At 70.7% G+C, this 19,310-nt stretch carries 15 protein-coding genes and 3 pseudogenes; 7 read left to right on the forward strand and 11 right to left on the reverse strand.

Features of this window, described 5'->3' with window-relative positions; all coding sequences use genetic code 11:
- Positions 1-106 precede the first annotated feature (106 nt).
- Positions 107-1,555, forward strand: coding sequence for a DHA2 family efflux MFS transporter permease subunit (locus ACZOOI_RS38030; protein WP_465281379.1), 1,449 nt, complete (start codon positions 107-109; stop codon positions 1,553-1,555).
- Entirely contained in the window at positions 1,552-2,505 is a 954-nt protein-coding gene (locus ACZOOI_RS38035) for a sigma-70 family RNA polymerase sigma factor (protein WP_465281380.1), read from the forward strand. Before ACZOOI_RS38030 ends, ACZOOI_RS38035 begins: the two co-directional genes overlap by 4 nt.
- Positions 2,506-2,583: 78 nt before the next feature.
- Here the strand turns inward: ACZOOI_RS38035 and ACZOOI_RS38040 are convergent, their stop codons facing one another.
- The 8 genes and pseudogenes from ACZOOI_RS38040 to ACZOOI_RS38075 all read right to left on the reverse strand — a co-directional run bounded on the left by ACZOOI_RS38040 (position 2,584) and on the right by ACZOOI_RS38075 (position 12,410).
- Positions 2,584-4,245 (reverse strand): glycoside hydrolase family 13 protein, encoded by a 1,662-nt coding sequence (locus tag ACZOOI_RS38040; protein ID WP_465281381.1) that lies wholly within the window; start codon positions 4,243-4,245, stop codon positions 2,584-2,586.
- Positions 4,246-4,413: 168 nt separating this feature from the next.
- Positions 4,414-5,373, reverse strand: coding sequence for a carbohydrate ABC transporter permease (locus ACZOOI_RS38045; protein ID WP_465281382.1), 960 nt, complete (start codon positions 5,371-5,373; stop codon positions 4,414-4,416).
- A 10-nt stretch (positions 5,374-5,383) separates the two neighbouring features.
- Positions 5,384-6,376 (reverse strand): carbohydrate ABC transporter permease, encoded by a 993-nt coding sequence (locus tag ACZOOI_RS38050; RefSeq protein WP_465281383.1) that lies wholly within the window; start codon positions 6,374-6,376, stop codon positions 5,384-5,386.
- Positions 6,377-6,569: 193 nt separating this feature from the next.
- A complete protein-coding gene (locus ACZOOI_RS38055; RefSeq protein WP_465281384.1) occupies positions 6,570-7,979 on the reverse strand; it encodes an ABC transporter substrate-binding protein in 1,410 nt (469 codons plus the stop codon).
- Positions 7,980-8,295: 316 nt separating this feature from the next.
- A complete protein-coding gene (locus tag ACZOOI_RS38060; protein WP_465281385.1) occupies positions 8,296-9,336 on the reverse strand; it encodes a LacI family DNA-binding transcriptional regulator in 1,041 nt (346 codons plus the stop codon).
- 169 nt (positions 9,337-9,505) lie between these two features.
- Entirely contained in the window at positions 9,506-9,895 is a 390-nt protein-coding gene (locus ACZOOI_RS38065; protein ID WP_465281386.1) for a DUF1801 domain-containing protein, read from the reverse strand.
- 163 nt (positions 9,896-10,058) lie between these two features.
- The gene (ispG, locus tag ACZOOI_RS38070; protein WP_465281387.1) at positions 10,059-11,180 is read right to left on the reverse strand and encodes a flavodoxin-dependent (E)-4-hydroxy-3-methylbut-2-enyl-diphosphate synthase; all 1,122 of its coding nucleotides are present in this window, start codon (positions 11,178-11,180) and stop codon (positions 10,059-10,061) included.
- A 644-nt stretch (positions 11,181-11,824) separates the two neighbouring features.
- Positions 11,825-12,410 (reverse strand): annotated as a pseudogene (locus tag ACZOOI_RS38075) (chloramphenicol phosphotransferase CPT family protein).
- Positions 12,411-12,701: 291 nt separating this feature from the next.
- Between ACZOOI_RS38075 and ACZOOI_RS38080 the strand changes: the two are divergent.
- The 4 genes from ACZOOI_RS38080 (at position 12,702) to ACZOOI_RS38095 (ending at position 16,299) form a co-directional block, all read left to right on the forward strand.
- The gene (locus ACZOOI_RS38080) at positions 12,702-13,193 is read left to right on the forward strand and encodes a DinB family protein (RefSeq protein WP_465281388.1); all 492 of its coding nucleotides are present in this window, start codon (positions 12,702-12,704) and stop codon (positions 13,191-13,193) included.
- A 77-nt stretch (positions 13,194-13,270) separates the two neighbouring features.
- Positions 13,271-13,954, forward strand: a complete 684-nt coding sequence (locus ACZOOI_RS38085) for a TetR/AcrR family transcriptional regulator (protein ID WP_465281389.1) — start codon at positions 13,271-13,273, stop codon at positions 13,952-13,954.
- A 79-nt stretch (positions 13,955-14,033) separates the two neighbouring features.
- Positions 14,034-15,131, forward strand: coding sequence for a saccharopine dehydrogenase NADP-binding domain-containing protein (locus ACZOOI_RS38090; protein ID WP_465281390.1), 1,098 nt, complete (start codon positions 14,034-14,036; stop codon positions 15,129-15,131).
- Positions 15,132-15,339: 208 nt separating this feature from the next.
- Positions 15,340-16,299 carry an alpha/beta hydrolase gene (locus ACZOOI_RS38095; RefSeq protein ID WP_465281391.1) on the forward strand — a complete coding sequence of 320 codons (960 nt, stop codon included), beginning with the start codon at positions 15,340-15,342 and terminating at the stop codon, positions 16,297-16,299.
- A 70-nt stretch (positions 16,300-16,369) separates the two neighbouring features.
- Here ACZOOI_RS38095 and ACZOOI_RS38100 read toward each other — a convergent pair.
- Together ACZOOI_RS38100 and ACZOOI_RS38105 are read right to left on the reverse strand one after the other, a co-directional pair.
- A pseudogene (locus ACZOOI_RS38100) lies at positions 16,370-16,657 on the reverse strand (2-phosphosulfolactate phosphatase); the annotation flags it as partial.
- 6 nt (positions 16,658-16,663) lie between these two features.
- Positions 16,664-17,098, reverse strand: coding sequence for a VOC family protein (locus tag ACZOOI_RS38105; protein ID WP_465281392.1), 435 nt, complete (start codon positions 17,096-17,098; stop codon positions 16,664-16,666).
- 357 nt (positions 17,099-17,455) lie between these two features.
- Between ACZOOI_RS38105 and ACZOOI_RS38110 the strand changes: the two genes are divergently transcribed.
- On the forward strand, positions 17,456-18,004 hold the full coding sequence (locus tag ACZOOI_RS38110) for a DUF1062 domain-containing protein (RefSeq protein ID WP_465284129.1): 549 nt from the start codon (positions 17,456-17,458) through the stop codon (positions 18,002-18,004).
- A 51-nt stretch (positions 18,005-18,055) separates the two neighbouring features.
- Here ACZOOI_RS38110 and ACZOOI_RS38115 read toward each other — a convergent pair.
- Positions 18,056-19,204, reverse strand: a pseudogene (locus tag ACZOOI_RS38115) (MFS transporter); the annotation flags it as partial.
- Positions 19,205-19,310: the final 106 nt, after the last annotated feature.

Genomic DNA, 19,310 nt, shown 5'->3' on the forward strand with positions numbered 1-19,310 from the left:
ACAACGCGAACTCGGCGAACTCATCGCCACCGGCGCGCACATCACGATTACTTCGGCCCTCCGCGGTTGTCAGTACCCATGAGAGCGAACTTCTGGAGGGACCTTCGTGAGCAGCACGGAACGCACGACCGTCGAGCAGCGTTGGGTGCTGGGCCTGACCGCGATCGGCTCGGTGATGGTGGCACTCGACGCCCTGGTGGTCGCATCGGCGCTGACCACCATCAGGCAGGATCTCGGCGCCTCGATCGAAGAGTTGGAATGGACGGTGAACGCCTACAGCCTCACCTTCGCGATGTCGATGCCGACCGCGGCCGCGATCGGCGACCGGTGGGGTCGGCGGCGGATGTTCGCGACCGGCCTCGCCCTCTTCTCCGTGGCCTCGGTCGCCTGCGCGCTGGCGGCCTCCGTGTCGTGGCTGATCACCGCCCGCCTGCTCCAGGGCGTCGGTGCCGCCGTCGTGATGCCCCTGGCGATGGGCCTGCTCGGCGCCGCCTTCCCGCCCGAGCGCCGCGGCCGGGCGATCGGCATCTTCAGCGGCCTGACCGGCCTGGCCGTGCTCAGCGGCCCGATGGTCGGCGGTGCCGTGACCGAGGGCCTGGCCTGGCAGTGGATCTTCTGGATCAACGTGCCGGTCGGAGCGCTCGCCATCCCACTCGTGCTCCGCAGGATCCCGGAGAGCCGCGGACCGGCCCGCCGGGTGGACGTCCGCGGCGCCGCCCTGATCTCCGCGGCCGTTCTCGGCATCGTCTGGGGTGTGGTCCGCGGCCGGGACGCGGGCTGGGCAAGCTTCGAGGTGCTCGGCTCGTTCGCCCTCGGCGCCCTGCTGACGGTGGCGTTCCTGGCCTGGGAGCAGCGCGCTCCGCAGCCGATGGTTCCGCTGTCCCACTTCCGATCGCGGGCGTTCTCGGCCGGCAACGCGGCCGGCTTCCTCCTCACCGCAGCACTCTTCGGCGCGGTGTTCTTCCTCGCCCAGTACATGCAGACCGTCTTCGGCTCCGGACCGATGAAGGCCGGGCTGCAACTGTTGCCCTGGACCGCCACGCTCTTCCTGGTGGCGCCGATGTCCGGCCGCCTGGTGGACCGCATCGGCGAACGCCCGCTCGTCGTGGGCGGGCTCGTCCTGCAAGCCGTCGGCATGTTCTGGATCGCCCTGGTCACCGACGCCTCGGTCGACTACGTCGAACTGTTGCCGCCGCTGGTCGTGGCCGGTTGCGGCGTCTCGATGGCGATGCCGGCGACGCAGAGCGCCAGTGTCGGAGCACTGCCCCGCGAAGCCGTCGGCATCGCCTCCGGCATCTACGCCATGATGCGCCAACTCGGCGGTGTCGTCGGAGTCGCCGTCCTGGCAACCGTGTTCGCCGAAGGCGGGGGGTATGCGTCCCCCACCACGGCATTCGCCCGAGCCCTGGCCGGCTGCGGCGTACTGTCACTGCTCGGAGCACTTGCCGGACTCGCCATCACGGTACGCCGTGCCCCCCAACCGACAGGTCCGACGAGTCCGACGAGTCCGGCGGGTCCGGCCACCCGGCAGAAGCCGGTCGAGGAGGCGGCATGAGCCTGGAGGACGAATTCGCCCGGTACCGGAGTGAACTGGTCGCCCACTGCTACCGGATGCTCGCTTCGCTGCACGACGCGGAGGACGCGGTACAGGAGACGTACCTGCGGGCATGGCGAGGATTCGCGGAATTCGAGCAGCGCTCGTCGGTCAAGACCTGGCTCTACCGGATCGCCACCCGGGTGTGCCTGAACATGCTCAAGCACAGCAGCCGCCGAATGGTGCCCTCCGCGCTGGGCGCTCCCGGTACCGATCCCGACGACCTGGAGGCGCCGGTCCCGGAGGCGACCTGGCTGGAGCCCTTCCCGGATTTGTTGTCGAACGCCGACCCGGCGCTGGTCGTGGGGACCCGGCAGAGCCTGCGGCTGGCGATGGTCGCCGCGTTGCAGCACCTGCCCCCGCGCCGGCGTGCGGTGCTGATCCTTCGGGACGTGGTGTCCTGGCAGGCATCCGAGGTGGCGGATCTGCTCGGCACGACCACGGCGGCGGTGAACAGTACGCTCCAGCGGGCGCGGGCGGAACTCGCCCGGCTCGCCCCGGAGGAGGACCAGTTCGCCGAACCGGACGAACCGGTGCGCCGGGCACTGCTGGACCGGTATGCCCAGGCCTTCGAACGGGCCGACATGGTCGCCCTCGAAGGTCTGCTGACCGAGGACACCCGTTGGGAGATGCCGCCGATTCCGACCTGGTTCGACGGTCGCCGGGACGTGCTGCGGCTGCTCGCGGCGAAACTGCGACCGGGGGAGGGGCAGCGGATCATGGTGGAGACGGCCGCGAACGGCCGGCCCGCGTTCGCGATGTACACCCGCGGACGGGACGGGGCCTTCCACGCACACACGATCCAGGTGCCGACCCTGACCAAGGCGGGCGTCTCCGCGGTGTTGACGTTCCACCGAGCCGATCTGTTCCCCTTCTTCGGCCTGCCGATCGACCGGTACCCACAGGGCTGAACGCCCCTCCGGCGACCTCCGGGGCGCAGCCCACCGCCGGCCGCGGGCCCGCCGACGGGCTCGCGGCCGGGTGTCCGCTCACAATCGCAGCCAGGCCGCCGTATCCGAGGGAAGGCCGCCGTCGATGGTCAACGGCCCGCTCGACAAAAGGAGTTCGCGATGCGCCGGCAGCTCCGCGGACTCCTCGCCCAGGTTGACCACACACGCGAACCGGTCGCCGCGCCCGAACGCGAGCACGTTCGCCGGCACCCCCGGCAGCCACCTCAGGTCGTCGCCGTCGCCGTCGCCGTCGCCGAGCGCCGACTCCGCGCGGCGCAGCCGGATCGCGGCCCGGTACAGCGACAACATCGACTCCGGGTCGCCGCTCTGCGCCGCCGCGGTCCGGTCGGCCCAGTCGGCCGGTTGCGGCAACCACGGCGGCACCGCAGCGCGCGCCGGGCTGAAGCCGTACGGCGGCGCGTCCCCCGACCAGGGCAGCGGTACCCGGCAACCGTCCCGCCCGGGCGAGGTGCCGCCCGAGCGCAGCGCCATCGGATCCTGCAACGCGGCCGGCGGGATGTCCTCCACCTCCGGCAGCCCCAACTCCTCGCCCTGGTAGACGTACACCGCGCCCGGCAGCGCCAACGTGAGCAACGCCGCGGCCCGCGCCCTGCGCATCCCCAGCACCGGGTCGGTCGGTACGCCGCGCGCCTTGGCGGCGAAGCCGAACGAGGTGTCCGCGCGGCCGTACCGGGTCACCGTGCGGGTCACGTCGTGATTGGCGAGCACCCACGTCGCGGGCGCGGACACCGGCGCGTGTGCGGCCAGCGTGCCCTCGATCGACGCGCGCAGCCGCACGGGCTCCCACGGGCAGGACAGGAAGTCGAAGTTGAACGCGGTGTGCAACTCGTCCGGCCGCAGGTAGCGGGCGAAGCGCTCGGTGTCCGGCAGCCAGATCTCGCCGATCAGCGCACGCGGATCCGGGTACGAGTCGGCGATCGTGCGCCACGAGCGGTAGATGGCGTGCAGCCCGTCCAGGTCGACGTACGGGTGCGGGGCGGTCGAATCCGGGTCCAGGTCGGGCAACGCCGGGTCCTTCTCCAGCAGCGCAGCCGAGTCGATCCGCACTCCCGACGCGCCCCGGTCGAACCAGAACCGCAGGACTTCCTCGTGTTCCTCGCGCACGCGCGGGTGGCCCCAGTTGAGGTCCGGCTGCCGGGAGTCGAACAGGTTGAGATACCAGTCGCCGGGGGTGCCGTCCGGGTCGGTGGAGCGGGTCCAGGCCGGGCCGTGGAACTCGGAAACCCAGTTGTTGGGCGGCAGTTCGCCGTGCTCGCCGCGTCCGGGCCGAAACCAGAACAGTTCGCGTTCGGGCGCCGCCGGGTCGGCGATCGCGGCGCGGAACCACGGGTGCTCGCTGGAGACGTGGTTGGGCACGATGTCCACGATCGTGCGGATGCCCAGCTCCAGCGCATCGGCGATCAGCTTCTCCGCGCCGGCCAGCGTGCCGAACTCCGGTGCCACGCCCCGGTAGTCGGCCACGTCGTAGCCGCCGTCCGCCATCGGCGAGGGGTACCAGGGGTTGAACCACAGCGCGTCCACGCCCAACTCGGCCAGGTACGGTAGCCGTTCGCGCACGCCGGCCAGGTCCCCGGTTCCGTCGCCGTCGCCGTCGGCGAAGCTGCGCGGATACACCTGGTAGATCACCGCGCCACGCCACCACGGTGCCGCCTGCGCTCCCTGTCGGCCGTGTTCTGCCACGTCGTCGTTCCTTTCGGGTGGGACGACGGGGACGTACCGCGCCGGGCGCGACCGTCGCCGTCTCGAAAAGGGGATGCGTCTCGGAGGAGACGAGGGATCGGGGGAGACGAGGGATGGGGGAGACGAGGGATCGTGGGACCTGCTCCCCGGCACGCAGGAGACCTACTCCTACTCCTTGACGCCACCCGCACTGATCCCCGCGATGATGTGCCGCTGGAAGACCAGGAAGACGGCCACCATCGGGATGCTCGCGATCACCATCGCGCCGATCAGATAGGTCAGCGGCAGGCTCGCGGACAGTTGCACCAGCGCGACGCTGATCGGCTGCTTGTCGGTGTCCGGGAAGACCAGCAGCGGCCACAGGAAGTCCTGCCAGACCGCGACCACCGCGAAGATCGACACCACCCCGAGCACGGGCCGCGACATCGGCAGCACGATGGACCACAGGGTGCGCAGCGGGCCCGCGCCGTCGATCGACGCGGCCTCCAGGACGTCGTCGGGCAACTGGTCGAAGAAGCGCTTGAGCAGGTACAGGTTGAACGCGTTGGCCACCGACGGCAGCCAGATCGCCCACGGCGTGTTCAGCAGGTTGGTGCCGACGAACGGTACGTCGACCGCGGTCAGATACCTGGGCACGAGCAGCGCGGATGCGGGCACCATCAGGGTGGCCAGGATCGCGCCGAGCACGAACTGCCCGAACACCGGCCTGAGTTTGGACAGCGCGAAGGCCGCCGCGGTGCACAGCACGATCTGGAACAGCCAGGCGCCGCCCGCCTGGAGCGCGGTGTTCCTCAGGTAGCGGGCCAGGTCCATCCGGCGCCACGCCTCGGCGTAGTTGTCCGCGTGCCACTCCTTCGGCACGTACGTCGGCGGGCTCTGCAACATCTCGTCCGGCGACTTGAACGCGCCGGTGACCATCCAGTAGATGGGAAACAGGAACGCCGCGGTGAAGCCGGCGAGGGTGAGTGCGAAGACCACCCAGTACGTGATCCTGCCGCGGGTGCCGCGCAGTCGCATCGGTGAGACGAGCGTGCGCACCTGCGTGCCCGCCCGGCGCCGGGCGCGCTCCGCGGCCCGGTCCGCCCGCGCGCCGGCCCGTCGGCCGCGGGATCCGATCGTGATCGCCATCGCCGGCCCCCTAGTCCTTCGTCCGGGTCAACCGCAGGTACAGCGCGGAGAACGCGGCGAGCAGCATCAGCAGCAGCACGCTGAGCGCGCACGCGCTCCCGTAGTCGTTGTAGACGAATGCGTATTTGTAGATCAGGTACAACACGGTGATCGTGGAGTCGCCCGGCCCGCCGCCGGTGATGATGAACGGTTCGACGAACACCTGCATCGTGGCGATGATCTGTAGGAGCATCAGCATCAGGATGATGAACCGGGTCTGCGGCACGGTCACGTGCCGGATCCGCTGCCACAGGTTCGCCCCGTCCAACTCGGCCGCTTCGTACAGCTCGCCCGGGATGCCCTGGAGCGCGGCCAGGTAGATCAGCACGGTGCCGCCCATGTTGGCCCAGGTGGCGACCAGGACCAGCGAGATCATCGCGGTGTCCTCGCCGTTGGTCCAGGTCGAGGTGGGCAGGTGCGCGGCCCGGAGCACCTCGTTGAACAGGCCCGGACCCGGGTCGAAGAACCACTTCCACATCAGCGCGGTGACCACGGGCGGGATCATCACCGGCAGGTAGACCGCGAGCCGGAAGAACGCCCGGGCGTGCCGCATCTCGTTGATCAGCAGGGCCAGCACGCACGGCACCACGAACCCGATCACCAGCGCAAGTCCGGTGAAGTAGAAGGTGTTTCGCCACGCGGCGGCGAATTCGGGGTCGTCGAAGACGGTGGTGAAGTTGTCGAACCCCACCCACTCGGTGTCCGCGCCGGCCCGGCCGCCGGTGCGCTGGAAGGACAGCTGGATGGCGCGGATGGCCGGGTACCAGGAGAAGAGCGCGAAGCAGAGCAGGCCGCCCGCGAGGAAGCCGTAGGCGGTGAGATTGGCGTGGATCCGGCGACGCAGGCGACTCGGACCGTGCGGGTGCCGCGCGGAACCGTTTCGGGCGCCGCCTCGGGAGCTGCCGGGGCGCCATCGGGTGCGGCCCGGGGGGTCGGGCTTGGAGACCGCGACCGTGGTCGTCATTGCGTGCGCTCCCTCGCTGTCGCTGTCGCTGTCGCCGGGCGGGTGGGCGGGCCGGCGGGACGGGGCTCGTCGGGGTGGGCCGGGCGGGTCCGCGGGTCCGCGGGTCCGGGCGGGCCGGGCGGGCCGGGCGGGTCCGCGGGTCCGGGCGGGCCGGGTGGGGGGTCCCGGCCGGCCCGTCGGGTGCGCGGTGTGCCTACTTGGCGAGTTGCTGGGTGATCTTGGTGTTCGCGTCGCCGAGCAGCTTGTCCATGTCGGCGTCCTTCTTGGTCAGCACGCTGGAGACCACGCCGTCCAGGATCGAGTAGATCTGCTGGCCGTTCGGGGGTTCGGCGATGGCCGGGACGGCGGCGGCGGCGAAGCTTGCGTAGTTCTCCACCGGCAGGTTCGCGTTGGCGGCCTTGAGGTCGATGTTGGACTTGGCGGCGGCACCGGTCCAGATGGCCGGCTCCGGCAGGCCGACCGGTTCCTTGTCGGCCTTGCCGCGGGCCCAGTCGTTGAGGCCCTTGCCCGGGGTCAGGGCGAGGAAGTCGAGCCACTTCAGGCCCGCCTCGATCTGCTCGGGCGTGCACTTCTTGTTGAACATGTAGCCGTCGCCGCCGGCGAGCGTGCCCTTGCCCTCCGGCATCGGTGCGATGCCCAGGTCGGCGAGCTTGCCGCCGAACTCGTTGACGATGGTGGGGATGTTGTCGGGCGCGGCCAGGAACATGCCGAGCCGACCGCTGCCCATCATCTGCTGGACGTCCGCGATGGTCAGCAACTGCTTGCTGCCCATGCTGTCGTCCGTCCAGCGCATGTCGTGCAGGGTTTGCAGGACGGCCCTGCCCTCGGGCGTGTTCACCGTGCCGGATTTGCCGTCGGGGGACACCGCGGCGCCGCCGCGCGAGTACAGTTCGGCGACGAAGTGCCAGCCGCCCTGGTTGCTCGCGCTGTAGTCGGCGTAGCCGACGGCGCCGCCCCCGCTGTCGGCGATCTTCTTGGCCGCGGCGCGGACCTCGTCCCACGTGGCCGGCGGCCTGTTCGGGTCCAGGCCCGCCTTGGTGAACAACGCGCGGTTGTAGACCAGGCCCATCGAGTAGTTCGTGCGCGGTACGCCGAACGTCCTGCCGCCGGCGTCCTGGAAGTACTTCACCAGGTCGGGGCGAAGCTCCTTGCCCGGCACGGTCTTTTCCATGTAGGCGCTGATGTCGGCCGCGCCGCCGCGGGCGAGCACGGTCTGCACGTTGGTGTAGTTGACGTAGAACAGGTCTTCCATCCGGCCACCGGACAGCTTGGCCTCGAACGTGGTCGGGTCCGAACACGGGAACGCGTCCTTGGACTCGATTTCGATGTTCGGGTTGGCCTTCTCGAAGGTCGCCACGTCCTGTTCCCACTGCTTGCGGTCGACCTCGGCGGTGCGCGGCGGCTTGCAGTTGACGGTGATCGAGACCTTCTTGCCGCCGGTCCCGGGGGCGTTCGCGGCGCCGGAGGGGTCGGCCTTGGCGTTGTCGGCGCTGTCCGCCTTGTCGCCGGAGTCGTCCGAGCAGGCGACGCCGGCGAACAGCAGCCCGGCGGTGACGACGAGTGCGGCGGAGGATCTGCGGTACCTGGTCGCGGTGTTGCGCATCTGACGCATCTGAAGGAGCCCTTCTGACCGTGCGGACCCGCGTCGGCCGTCGGCCGGGTCGTCGGCCGCCCGCGGGGGAGCGCGGGCAGCACGACATGGCCCGGGGTCGGTCGTGCCGATCTCGGTCGGAAACTCGGTGGAACCCGACGAATGGAACGAGCAGGCGCAGGCTTCCGGGACGGCGCGTTCCGGGCGCTGCGTGGCGCTGCACACTCAACCACGAGGGGCCACGGCTCTACAAGATGTCGACGATATTTCGCAAATTAGCGACAGGAGACGGCGGTTCTCTCGATCCCGACTTGCAGAATGCCGCCCTTCAGGGGGTGGCGGGGCCGGTCGGGCGGGTTCCGGGCATCTCCCGATCGGCTGTGGGCACCGGTCCCGACGACTTGCGCAGCACCAACTCCGGCTCGAACAGCAGCTCGTCGTGGGTGACCGGGGTGCCGGCGATCTCCGCCATCAGCAACTCGACCGCGGCCCGGCCCATCAGCTCGATCGGCTGGCGGACGGTGCTCAGCGGCGGGTCGGTGGCCGACATCAGCGCGGAGTCGTCGTAGCCCACGATCGACACATCGCCCGGGACGTGAAGTCCCAGGCGGCGTACGGCTCTTACCGCGCCGAGCGCGAGCGGATCGCTGGCGCACACCAGCGCGGTGACGCCGCGATTGATCAACCGGGTGGCGGCGGCCTGGCCGCCTTCGAGGGAGAACAGGGCGTGTTCGACCCGGTCCTCGGGAAGGTGCACGGCGCGTCGGGCGGCGGCGAGTTTGCGGTTGGAGGGCACGTGGTCCGGCGGGCCGAGGATCATCCCGATCCGATCGTGGCCCAGCGCCGTCAGATGCGCGACGGCCTGCTCGGCGGCGGCCGCGTCGTCGCAGCTCACCCGGGGGAAGTCGAGGTTGTCCACGGCCGCGTTCAGCAATACGGTGGGCAGGTTGCGCTCGGCCAGGCGGGCGTAGTGGCCGTGCGGCGAATCGGCCTGCGCGTACAACCCGCCGAAGAAGATCACCCCGGATACGGCCTGGTCGAGCAACATCTCGACGTAGTCGGCCTCGGTCACGCCGCCGGCGGTCCGGGTGCACAACACGGGGGTGAACCCGCGTTGCGCGAGCGCCCCGACCACGATCTCGGCGAACGCCGGAAAGATCGGATTCTGCAACTCCGGCAACACCAGCCCGACCAACCGCGCCCGCTCGCCCCGCAATTGGGTGGGCCGCTCGTAGCCCATCACATCCAACGCGGTCAACACCGCGGCCCGCGTCCCCTCCGACACCCCCGGCTTCCCGTTGAGCACGCGACTGACCGTCGCCTCGCTCACTCCGACCTTCTTCGCAACCTCAGCAAGTCGACGCACCATGAGCGTAAGAGTAGTACGGAGGAAGTCATCTTTTTGCGTAAACGCGCAAGCGCTGTGCATAGGGCCTGCGGCCCGCGACGTGCGGCCGGCGACCTCCGGCATGCGACGCACGGTCGGCGGGCATACCCGGCCGCCGAGGACACGGATTGGGATGTCGGCCGGTTCGGGGTCAGCGCTTGAGTTTGCGCCAACCACCGGCCCGGTTGTTGGCGATGATCTGCTTGAACATCGCGGTGAGGGCGGGTGCGTTGATGGTTTCGCCCTCGCGTACGGCCACGGTGCGGGCGGTCTTGTTGTCGTGGCCGCCGGTGATGATTCCCTCGGGGTCCGGGACGATGGCGCCGTCGTAGAGGAAGACGTTGACGTGGTCCTTCGCCGCGAGCAGGGCGCAGATGTTGCCCTGGAGGACGAAGTACGGCCGGTCGGTGCGCTTGATGGTCTCGACCACCTCCGGGTCCGCGCCGTGGACCAGGTCGCGCACCTCACGGCAGATGGCCTGCTGCCAGTCGGGCAGGCCCTCGATGTAGTCGTCGACCCGTGAATCGGTGGCGTACGTCATGGCTCTGCACCCTAGCCGGGCACTTGCCCGCGTCGTCCGCAGCGCACTGTGCCGCCGTGCGGGATTTCGCCCCCCGGCTTCCGGCGTCCGGCACTTCGGGCCCGCCCGTCGTGCCGGGGCGGGCGTGGGGGCGGGCATGGGTGGGGCCGGGGTGTTGCGGCGGTCAGGATGTGGTCGGCGGGTCGGTGAGGTTCAGGGCCGCTTCGAGGAGGGCTTCGACGATGTGGGATTCGGGGACGGTCTTGACCACCTCGCCGCGGACGAAGATCTGGCCCTTGCCGTTGCCGGAGGAGACGCCGATGTCCGCTTCGCGGGACTCGCCCGGGCCGTTCACGACACAACCCATGACCGCGACCCGCAGCGGGACGGGGAAACCGTCGAAGGCGGCCTCGACGCGGCGGGCCAGGCGGTGGATGTCCACCTGGAGTCGGCCGCAGCCCGGACAGGAGACGATCTCCAGCCGACGCGGGCGCAGTCCGAGGGATTGCAGGATGTGGCAACCGGCCTTGACCTGTTCGGCCGGGGGCGCGGACAACGACACCCGGATCGTGTCGCCGATGCCCTCCGCGAGCAGGATGCCGAAGGCCACCGCGGACTTGATCGAGCCCTGGAGACTGGGCCCGGCCTCGGTCACGCCCAGATGCAGGGGATAGTCGCAGCGCGCGGCGAGCAGCCGATTGGCCTCGATCACCGTGCGCGGATCGTGGTGCTTGACCGCGATCTTGAGGTCTCGGAAGCCGTGTTCCTCGAACAACGAGCACTCCCACAGCGCCGATTCGACCAGCGCCTCGGTACTGGCCCGGCCGCCGTGCCGGGCCAGTACCCGCGGGTCCAGCGAGCCGGCGTTGACCCCGATCCGGATCGGCACGCCCGCCGCGCCGGCTGCCGCCGCGATCTCCCGGACCTTGTCGTCGAACCGGCGAATGTTGCCCGGGTTCACCCGTACCGCCGCGCAGCCCGCGTCGATGGCCTGGAAGACGTAGCGCGGCTGGAAGTGGATGTCCGCGACCACCGGGATCGGTGACCGTGCGGTGATCGTGGCCAACGCGTCGGCGTCGTCCCGGGACGGCACCGCGACCCGGACGATGTCGCATCCGGCGGCGGTGACCTCGGCGATCTGTTGCAGGGTCGCGTCCACGTCGGCGGTGGAGGTGGTGGTCATGGTCTGCACGCTGATCGGTGCCCCGTCGCCGACGGGGACGGCACCGACGTCGATCCGACGTGAGGGGCGTCGGACCGGCACGTGGGTGGGAACGCCGGGCAGGCCGAGGTCGGTGGCGGTCATGCGGGTGCCTCCTGTCCGGATGGGTGCGTCCCCGCGCTCGCGCGGCTTCGACGTGCCGGTGCGGACCGGCTCGGCATCCGCCGTGCCGGCGACGCGGGCCCCACCGGCGACAAAGTTCCTACCGGCGACGGGAGTTCGGTGCCGGCGGACGACACCCGCCGGTACCCGCCCGGCCCGACGTCGGCGAGCACCGCGGTCCGCCGAGGTAATCGCGAGTCGGCCGCGGTGCGGAGCGGGCGGGGCCTCGGGCATTCGTACATGTCCCTCCAGGGTTCGATCGACGTGGACACGGCCACCGGGCCGAACGGCGCGGGGATCGGGCGGGGCATCCGTGGTGGAGCGCCCGTGGCGGGGCGCCCGGGTCGGCCGGCCGGCGTACGTATGGCAGTTTTACCGACGATCACATGACCGAGAAGGCGTGAAACCCGGCCCGGTGACGCACCGATGATCACGATGGTGCGCGGGGGTGCGGGACCCGGGGCCGGGCGTGATTCGCATGCGCCGGGCGGGTGATCCGAGCGCCGCCCCGCGCCCGGGCGGTGGTCGGGCGGCATCTCAGCACTCGGGTCGGCCGGGTCGGCGAGGTCAGCCGGGTCGGCCGGCTCGTCCGGGTTGGCCGGAATGCCGGTGCGTGCCGGGCGGGTTCACTCGCTGCGCAGCATCCGGCGCAGGCGTTCGAAGGCGGTGGGGCTCGGGCGGCTCGGCAGGAAGTCGCGGATCCGGCGGGCGCATTCGACGGGGCTGTCGGTGTGTGTGTCGCATTCGAGGTCGTATACCCCGTGCGCGTGCACCCGGTCGAAACTGAAGGGCCGCCATGCCCGGTGTGCGATCCCCGCGCGCCTGTTCGCGACGGAGCAACTCGGCGCGTGGGCACCGTAATCCGACCAGGACCACGTCCCGGGCGGGCAACACGTCCAGGCAGTCGAGCAGGCGCCAACGTTTGCTGAGGATGTGGTCCATCACGACCGGGTTGCCGGCGGCGGCCATGCCGGCGACCGCGCGATGGAAGCCCTTGACCGTACGGTCGATCTCGGCGTCCACGAGGTCCGGCGGGATGTGCCGTTTCGACCGCATGGCGTGAAAGGCGTCCACCGCGAGGTGGTAGTGCGACGGTTCGAGGATGCGCAGCAGTTCGGCGGCGATGCTGGACTTGCCGGAATTGGAGGTGCCGTTCAGGAAGATGATGCGCCCCGTCGCGGGGCGCGGCGATGACTCTTGCGGCGGCGTCATCTCCGAAGTCTAGCTCCAAATAACGGATCTATTATGTCCGCTATCTGTCGCCGGCGGCTTGTCGCTCGCGGTCCTCGATCCATCGGCTTGCCGAAACGGCAAGGATCGTCGCCACCTCGTGACGTGTCGGTCGAGACTGGCGACACCGAAGCCGGGAGGAGACGCCGCGCCGGATTGCGGTCGGCCCCGAGGGGCACACCACCGAGGTTGTGTGACCCCGTCCCGCCGGTCCGCCGGACCGAGTGTTTCCGCCCCGGCAGGCACCGCACCCGCACCACGAAGGAGTACGCCGTGTCCCCCGCCTCCCGCCGCCGTGACACCCCTCCGCCCCGCACCGCCAACAGCGAGGTCGAGGTCCTGCGCGGATTCCTCGACTACCTGCGGGCCTCGATCGCCGCGAAGGTCGACGGAGCCGCGGAACCTCGGGTCCGGACATCGGATGTGCCCTCGGGCACCACCCTGCTCGGCCTGCTCAACCATCTGATCGCCGTCGAGAATGCGACGTTCCTCGGCGAAAAGGTCGGCAACTGGCAGGCGACGTTCCGCCCCGACCCCCAGGACACCGTCGCCGACGTCGTCGCTCGCTACCGGGCGACCGTCGACCGCGCGAACAAGGTTCTCGACGAATGCACCGATCTCGGCGCACCGCTTCCCCGGCCCGGGCGCTCGGGCCCGTCGCCGAGCGTTCGCTGGGCGCTCACCCACATGATCGAGGAAACCGGTCGGCACGCGGGCCACGCCGACATCCTCCGTGAACTCATCGACGGCACCACGGGCCGCTGAATCTTCGCTGGAGTGCCACTACAGCGAGTGGGATAGGCTGGTCCCAGTGGAGGAGAGCGACAGACGGGACGGCGTACATGGCGAGCTCGACGGACGACCGATCGACGGACTCCCGCTCGACGGACCCCCCGAGAGTGGGCGTACGGGCGGCCAAGGCCGCCGCCAACCGGGCGCGAATGTTGGGCGCGGCACGTGACCTGTTCGTCGCGCGCGGGTACGTGGCCACCACGATGGCCGGCATCGCGGCCGAGGCGGGCGTTGCGGTCCAGACGCTCTACTTCACCTTCGTGACCAAGCGGGCGATCCTGACCGAGCTGCTCGACGTCGCGGTGGCCGGCGACGCCGAGCCGATCGCCACCCTCGACCGCCCCTGGGTGGCCGAGGCGCTCGCGGCCCCGCCGATCACCCAGATCAGGCTGCAAGTGGCCGCCGCCGCACGGATCCTGGCCCGGGTCGGGCCGATCCTGGAGGTGGTGCGATCGGCGGCGGCGGTGGACCCGGAGATCGCCGAACTGTGGCGTACCAACATCGCCGGGCGGCACACCGTCCAGCTGCGACTGGCCGAGGCGCTCGCCGCCAAGACCGACCTCAGGGCCGGCCTCGACGCGGCCCGCGCGGCCGATCTCGCGCTCGCCGTACTCGCCCCCGAGAGCTACCACCTGCTGGTTCACCATCGCGGCTGGAGCCCCGAGGCGTGGCAGGTGTGGGCGGCGGACGCGCTGGTGCTGCAACTGCTCACCGGTGCGGTGGATCCGGGATGAGCCCGGCAGCCCGCTCCGCCCACCCGGCCGGCTCGGTGCGATACGACCAGAGTGTCACTCCAATGAAATCGGTGGGCGCATGAACCCGGCCGTCGGCGAGGACGCCGGCCCGATCCTGATCATCGGCGGCTACGGCGCGGTCGGCACCGCGGTCGGCCGTACGCTCGCAGCCTGGTTCCCGGGGCGGGTACTGCCGGCCGGTCGCGACCTCGACCGGGCCCGCCGTTGCGCCGCCGAGTTGGGCGGCGGAGCGGTCGGGGCACGCGTTGACGTGAGCGATCCCGCGTCCGTCGCCCGGCTGCTGACGGAGCGTCGGCCGGCCGCGGTGGTCCTGTGCGTGGAGCCGCCGGATGCCGAGATCGCCCGGCTCTGCCTGACCCGAGGCGTGCCCCTGGTCGACGTCGGCGCATCGCACCACCTGCTCGCGGCGACCGCCGCACTGCACGACGTCGCGGTCTCGACCGGCACCCGCGCGCTGTTGAGCGTCGGCGTCGCGCCCGGCCTGAGCAACCTCCTGGCCCGCAGGGCACACACGGACGTCGGCGGCGCGGACCGGATCGACATCACCATCCTGCTCGGCGCGGGCGAACGGCACGGCACGGACGCGATCCGGTGGACCCTCGCGGGACTCGCGGCGCCGGTGACCGAGGCGCCGATCCGGGTCGGCCTGCCGGGGCACGGCGTGCGCACGGCCCACCCGTTCCCGTTCTCCGACCAGCACACCCTGCGCGACACACTCGGCGTGCCCGCGGTGACGACCCGGATGTGTCTGGACTCGCGGTTGTCGACGGGGTTGTTGTTCGGCCTGCGGCGTGCGGGTGTCGGCCGGGTCGTCGAGCGACCGCGGCTGCGCGGGGCGTTGACCGCCGCGCTGGGCCGGATCCACCTGGGCGGCGACGGCTTCGCGGTACGGGTGGACGCGGTTCGTGAGGCGCGCGCGAGCGCCGGTCGAGCCGCTGCCGCAGCGACGAACGCGGATTCGGCCGAGCGCCGAGCCTGCCACGCCGTCACCGGCCGGGGCCAAACCGAGGCCACCGCCCTGGTGGCGGCACACGCGACCCGGCACGTCCTCACCACCCGAAGCCGCCCCGGCGTCCACCACCTCGACGAGATCGACGAACTTCTCGGCATCCCCGAAGCATTGACCCCGAGCCTGCTCCGCTTCTGGCGCCGCTGAAGCGCGCCCACCCGGGTCCCTGCGACGCCCGGAACGTGCGCCGAAGTCCAGACCGGTCGGCTGACGGTACGGCTGCCGGCCGCACGGCCGGTGGACTCCTTCGCCGGTGGTTTTGTTGTGGGCGGCGCGTTGGGATTGGTTCGTGTGGTGGGCCGTTCCCGGATAACCGGGGGAGTCGTGGTGAGGGGCGGCCGGCAAGCTGGGCGGTATGGGTGATGACGAAGTGGGGGCTCTCGCGGATCGGGAGCTTGCCGATTACCTGGAGACGGAGCGGCGTGCCGGTGGGCCCGCTGCGCGGGAACTCGGGGCCGTCGAGATGCGGAGGCGGCAGCGGCAGCGTCTTGCGGGCCGGCCGGCCGGGCCCGAGGTTGCCGAGGTTCGGGATCTCCTCGTGGACGGCCCGGCGCTGACGGTGCCGCCGATTCCGGCCCGGTTGTACCGTCCCACCCTCGATCCGCTTCCGCTGGTGGTCTACCTGCACGGTGGCATGTGGACCATCGGCGGCCTGGAGTCACACGATCGGTTGTGCCGCCGACTCGCCCTGGCCGCGCGGGCCGCGGTACTGGCCGTCGACTACCGCCTGGCCCCCGAACACCCCTGGCCGGCCGGGTCCGACGATGCCGCCGCGGCCTTTCGCTGGGCCGCCGAGCACGCCCGCGAACTGTCGGGTGCGACGGGGCCGCCGGCGGTCGCGGGGGACAGTTCGGGTGGCCACCTGGCGGCGCTGACCTGTCTGCGAATGCGCGCCGAGGACGCCCCGTTGCCGGCGGCGCAGATCCTCGCGTTCCCCAATACCGATCTGACGTTGTCCCGGCCGAGTACGCGGGACAAGGCCACCGGCTGGGGTCTGACCACCGACGCCGTCGCGTGGGGCGTGGCCAACTTCGTTCCGGACGCGGCCCGTCGCGCCGATCCGCGGATCAGCCCGCTGTTCGCCGCGGACCTGTCGGGCCTGCCGCCGGCCGTGGTGGTCACCGCCGAACACGACCCGCTCCGCGACGAGGGCGACGAGTACGCCGCCCGTCTCGCCGCCGCCGGAGTCCGCGTTCGGCACCGCCGCGAGCCGGGAATGATCCACGGCTTCCTGACCATGGACCGACTCGCCCCGTCCGCAGCCACAGCCGGCGACCGCTTCCTTGCCGACGCCGCCGCCATCCTCCACGGCTGAACCCGGCCGGAACGCCGCTTACCCGACAGCGTGTTCGCTCTCGCGTGCCGCGTGTGGACCTCGCCGGCCGTCAGACCGGGACCTGCTCCTCGTCGGTCGGCGCAGGCATCGCGCGGGGACGCAGGACCATGAGCGAGCCTTCCAAGGCCGCCACCATGGCAAAGGGGAACCGGTCGACCTCGAGACAGAGCGCGACGTCGTCGGGATGGACTCCTTGACGCACCCCCTCCGCCAGTTCGGTGGCGGCGCGCGATGCGGCGGCGCGGCGGAGGAACTCGGCAGCATCCGTCCCGGCGTTGCCGGCCCTGCGAGCGATGTACTGGGCACACGCCAGATCTTCGTCGGCCCGCCCATCCTCGAATGCTCAGTCGAGACAGAACTCGTTGCCCTCGATGTCCTGCATCACGAGGCACGACTCGTTGTACTCGTCGGCACGCAGCAGTTGCACGCGTACCGCGCCGAGCGGGACCAGTCGTGCGCATTCGGCCTCGAGTGCGGCCACGCGCTCTTCGCCCACGAGCCCGGTGCCGACCCGCACGTCGAGATGCACCCGATTCTTGACGACTTTGCCTTCGGGAACACGCTGGAAGTACATCCGCGGGCCCACACCCGTGGGATCCATGCATGCGAACCCCGCGCCCTGACGCTCGGCCGGCAGCGAGCGATCGTAGTCGTCCCAGGTGGCAAACCCCTCCGGCGGCGGCGGTACGACGTACCCCAGCACATCGCACCAGAAGCGAGCGACCCGCTCGGGTTCCGCGCAATCGAAGGTGACCTGGAACTTCTTGATCGATGCCATCGGTCCACCATAAAGGCGGGCCATTTGGTCGTCTACGGCCTCTCCCCCGGCTGGGTTGTGGGGCTCCGGTTCGGCTTCGGCTCCGCCTCCGACCCCGGGTTCGGCCCCGCGTTCGCCCTTGGCTTCGGCTCCGGCTCCGTCCGTGATTCGCCGGACCGAACGCGGCGGTGAGGCGCTCGAAAACCGGTGGAACAGCGCCGCTGTGCGCCATTACCGTGCCGTCGAACCCAGTCGTCTGGTGAAGGACGTGCCGTTGTACACCCTGTGAGACCTCCCGAGCGCTGAATCGTCGCGCGTCGCGCCTGTGCGCCGCGCTCCTTTTTGCTGCGGATTTCTCACTGAAACCGGTGTACTTCTGTGCTCCAAATCTGGGTGGTCGCGCCCGCCTGCCTGCCGCTTGTTCTCCGTCGTTGCCACACGTGCGCATCCGAGCGCTTCCGGGCAAGCAACAAATTTCGCGTCAACGCAAACCACAAGCTGATCGACGCTTGGCTCCTCGCGCTCTGTACCGGTTGCGGGGAAACCGCGAAGATCACGGTCCTGGAGCGGATGAATGTGCGCTCCGTACGACCCGAGCTGCTGGACCGGCTGCATGCCAACGACCCTGGATTGACTGCCGAGTTGCTCCAGGATCCGGCCGTGCAGCGCCGTAATCGCATCGCCCTCGACTGGGACGACGCCTGGCGCCTCGACACCGGCGAATCGCAGCCCCCGGACCGCGAGGTGATCGACGTCTCGGTTCGCTTCGCGGCGCGAATCCCGGTCCGGCCGGCGCGACTGATCGCCGAAGGGTGCGGTCTTTCGCGGGCCGAGGTCGAGAGACTGATCACGGAGGGGAAAGTCGTGTCGGCAGTCCGGCTGAGCCGCAAGCTCTCCGGTGACTTCACCTTCACGCTCAAGCGCTGAGCACTTTCGGGACCGGGTCCTGGCCGGCGGTATCCGCCGGACAGGACCCGACCCTGTTTCGCCTTGAGCACATGGGCTGGTGATGGCCTCGGTGGAGGGCGTCATCGACAGGCCCATGCCGACGCCCATCAGGAGCATGCCGGGAAGGACGGACAGGTAGCCGCCGTCGACGGAGACGAGGGCGGCCATGAGCGCCGAACCGGCACCGGCCAGGAAGATGCCCGTGGCCATGGTCGCCCGGGGGCCGACCCGCGCGGCCAACCGTGGGGCGAGGCCGGAGGCCGCCATCATCAGCACGGCCATGGGCATCAGCGCCAAGGTGGACACCAGCCCCGACAGGCCCAGGACGGCCTGGAGGAACGGGAAGAGGACCACGAAGATGCCCGCCTGGACCCCGAAGACCACCAGGAGCGTGATCGAGCCGCTAGCCAGGGTTCGCCTGCCGAACAGGCGCACGTCGAGGAGCGTGGTTTCCCGGCGGCGCAGTTCCCAGGCCACGAAGCCGATCGCGGCGACGACCCCGACGACGAGACCGAGCAGGGTCACCGAAGTGGTCCAGCCTCGTTCCGGCCCTTCCTGGAGGACGAAGATGAGCCCGACGACCGCGACGACGGAGGTCAGCGCGCCGACGGTGTCGAACGAGTGTCCGGACGCCGCGCGGGAGTCGGGGACGGACCGCAGCGCCATCACGAGGGCGACGACGACGAGTGCGACGGGCAATACGAACAGCCACCGCCAACTCGCCACGTCGACCAGGGCGGCCGACAGGAACATGCCCAGGACACCCCCACCGCCGGCCACGCCCGTCCACACACCGATCGCCCGTCCCCGTTCCTCCGCGGGAAAGGTCGAGGTGATGACGGCGAGGGTGATGGGCATGATCATCGCCGCCCCCACACCGCTGAACAGGCGGGCGGCGGGCATGACTTCGGCCGACGGGGCGAGGCCCGCCGTCGCACTGGCGATGCCGAAGACGGTCAGGCCGGCCAGCAGCATGGGCTTGCGGCCGAGGCGGTCGCCGATCGCGCCGAGCGGCAACAGGAGCGCGGCCAGGCCGAGCGTGTAGATGTTGATGATCCACAGGATCGTGCGCTGTGAGGCACCGAACGCGATGGCGAGGTCGGGCTGGGCGACGTTGAGCCCGGACACCGAGGCGATGACAGCCATCAACGCGATACAGACGGTGATCAGAACCGCCATGCCGGAAACAGTCGGATCACGCGTTGACGTTCGTGATTGCCCGATTTCGCCGATGTGGTCGACTTCGCGGAGTGTCGGGCGTCCCGAAAGGGGGTTGCCGATCGGG

The sequence above is a fragment of the Embleya sp. L77 genome, from assembly GCF_055557415.1.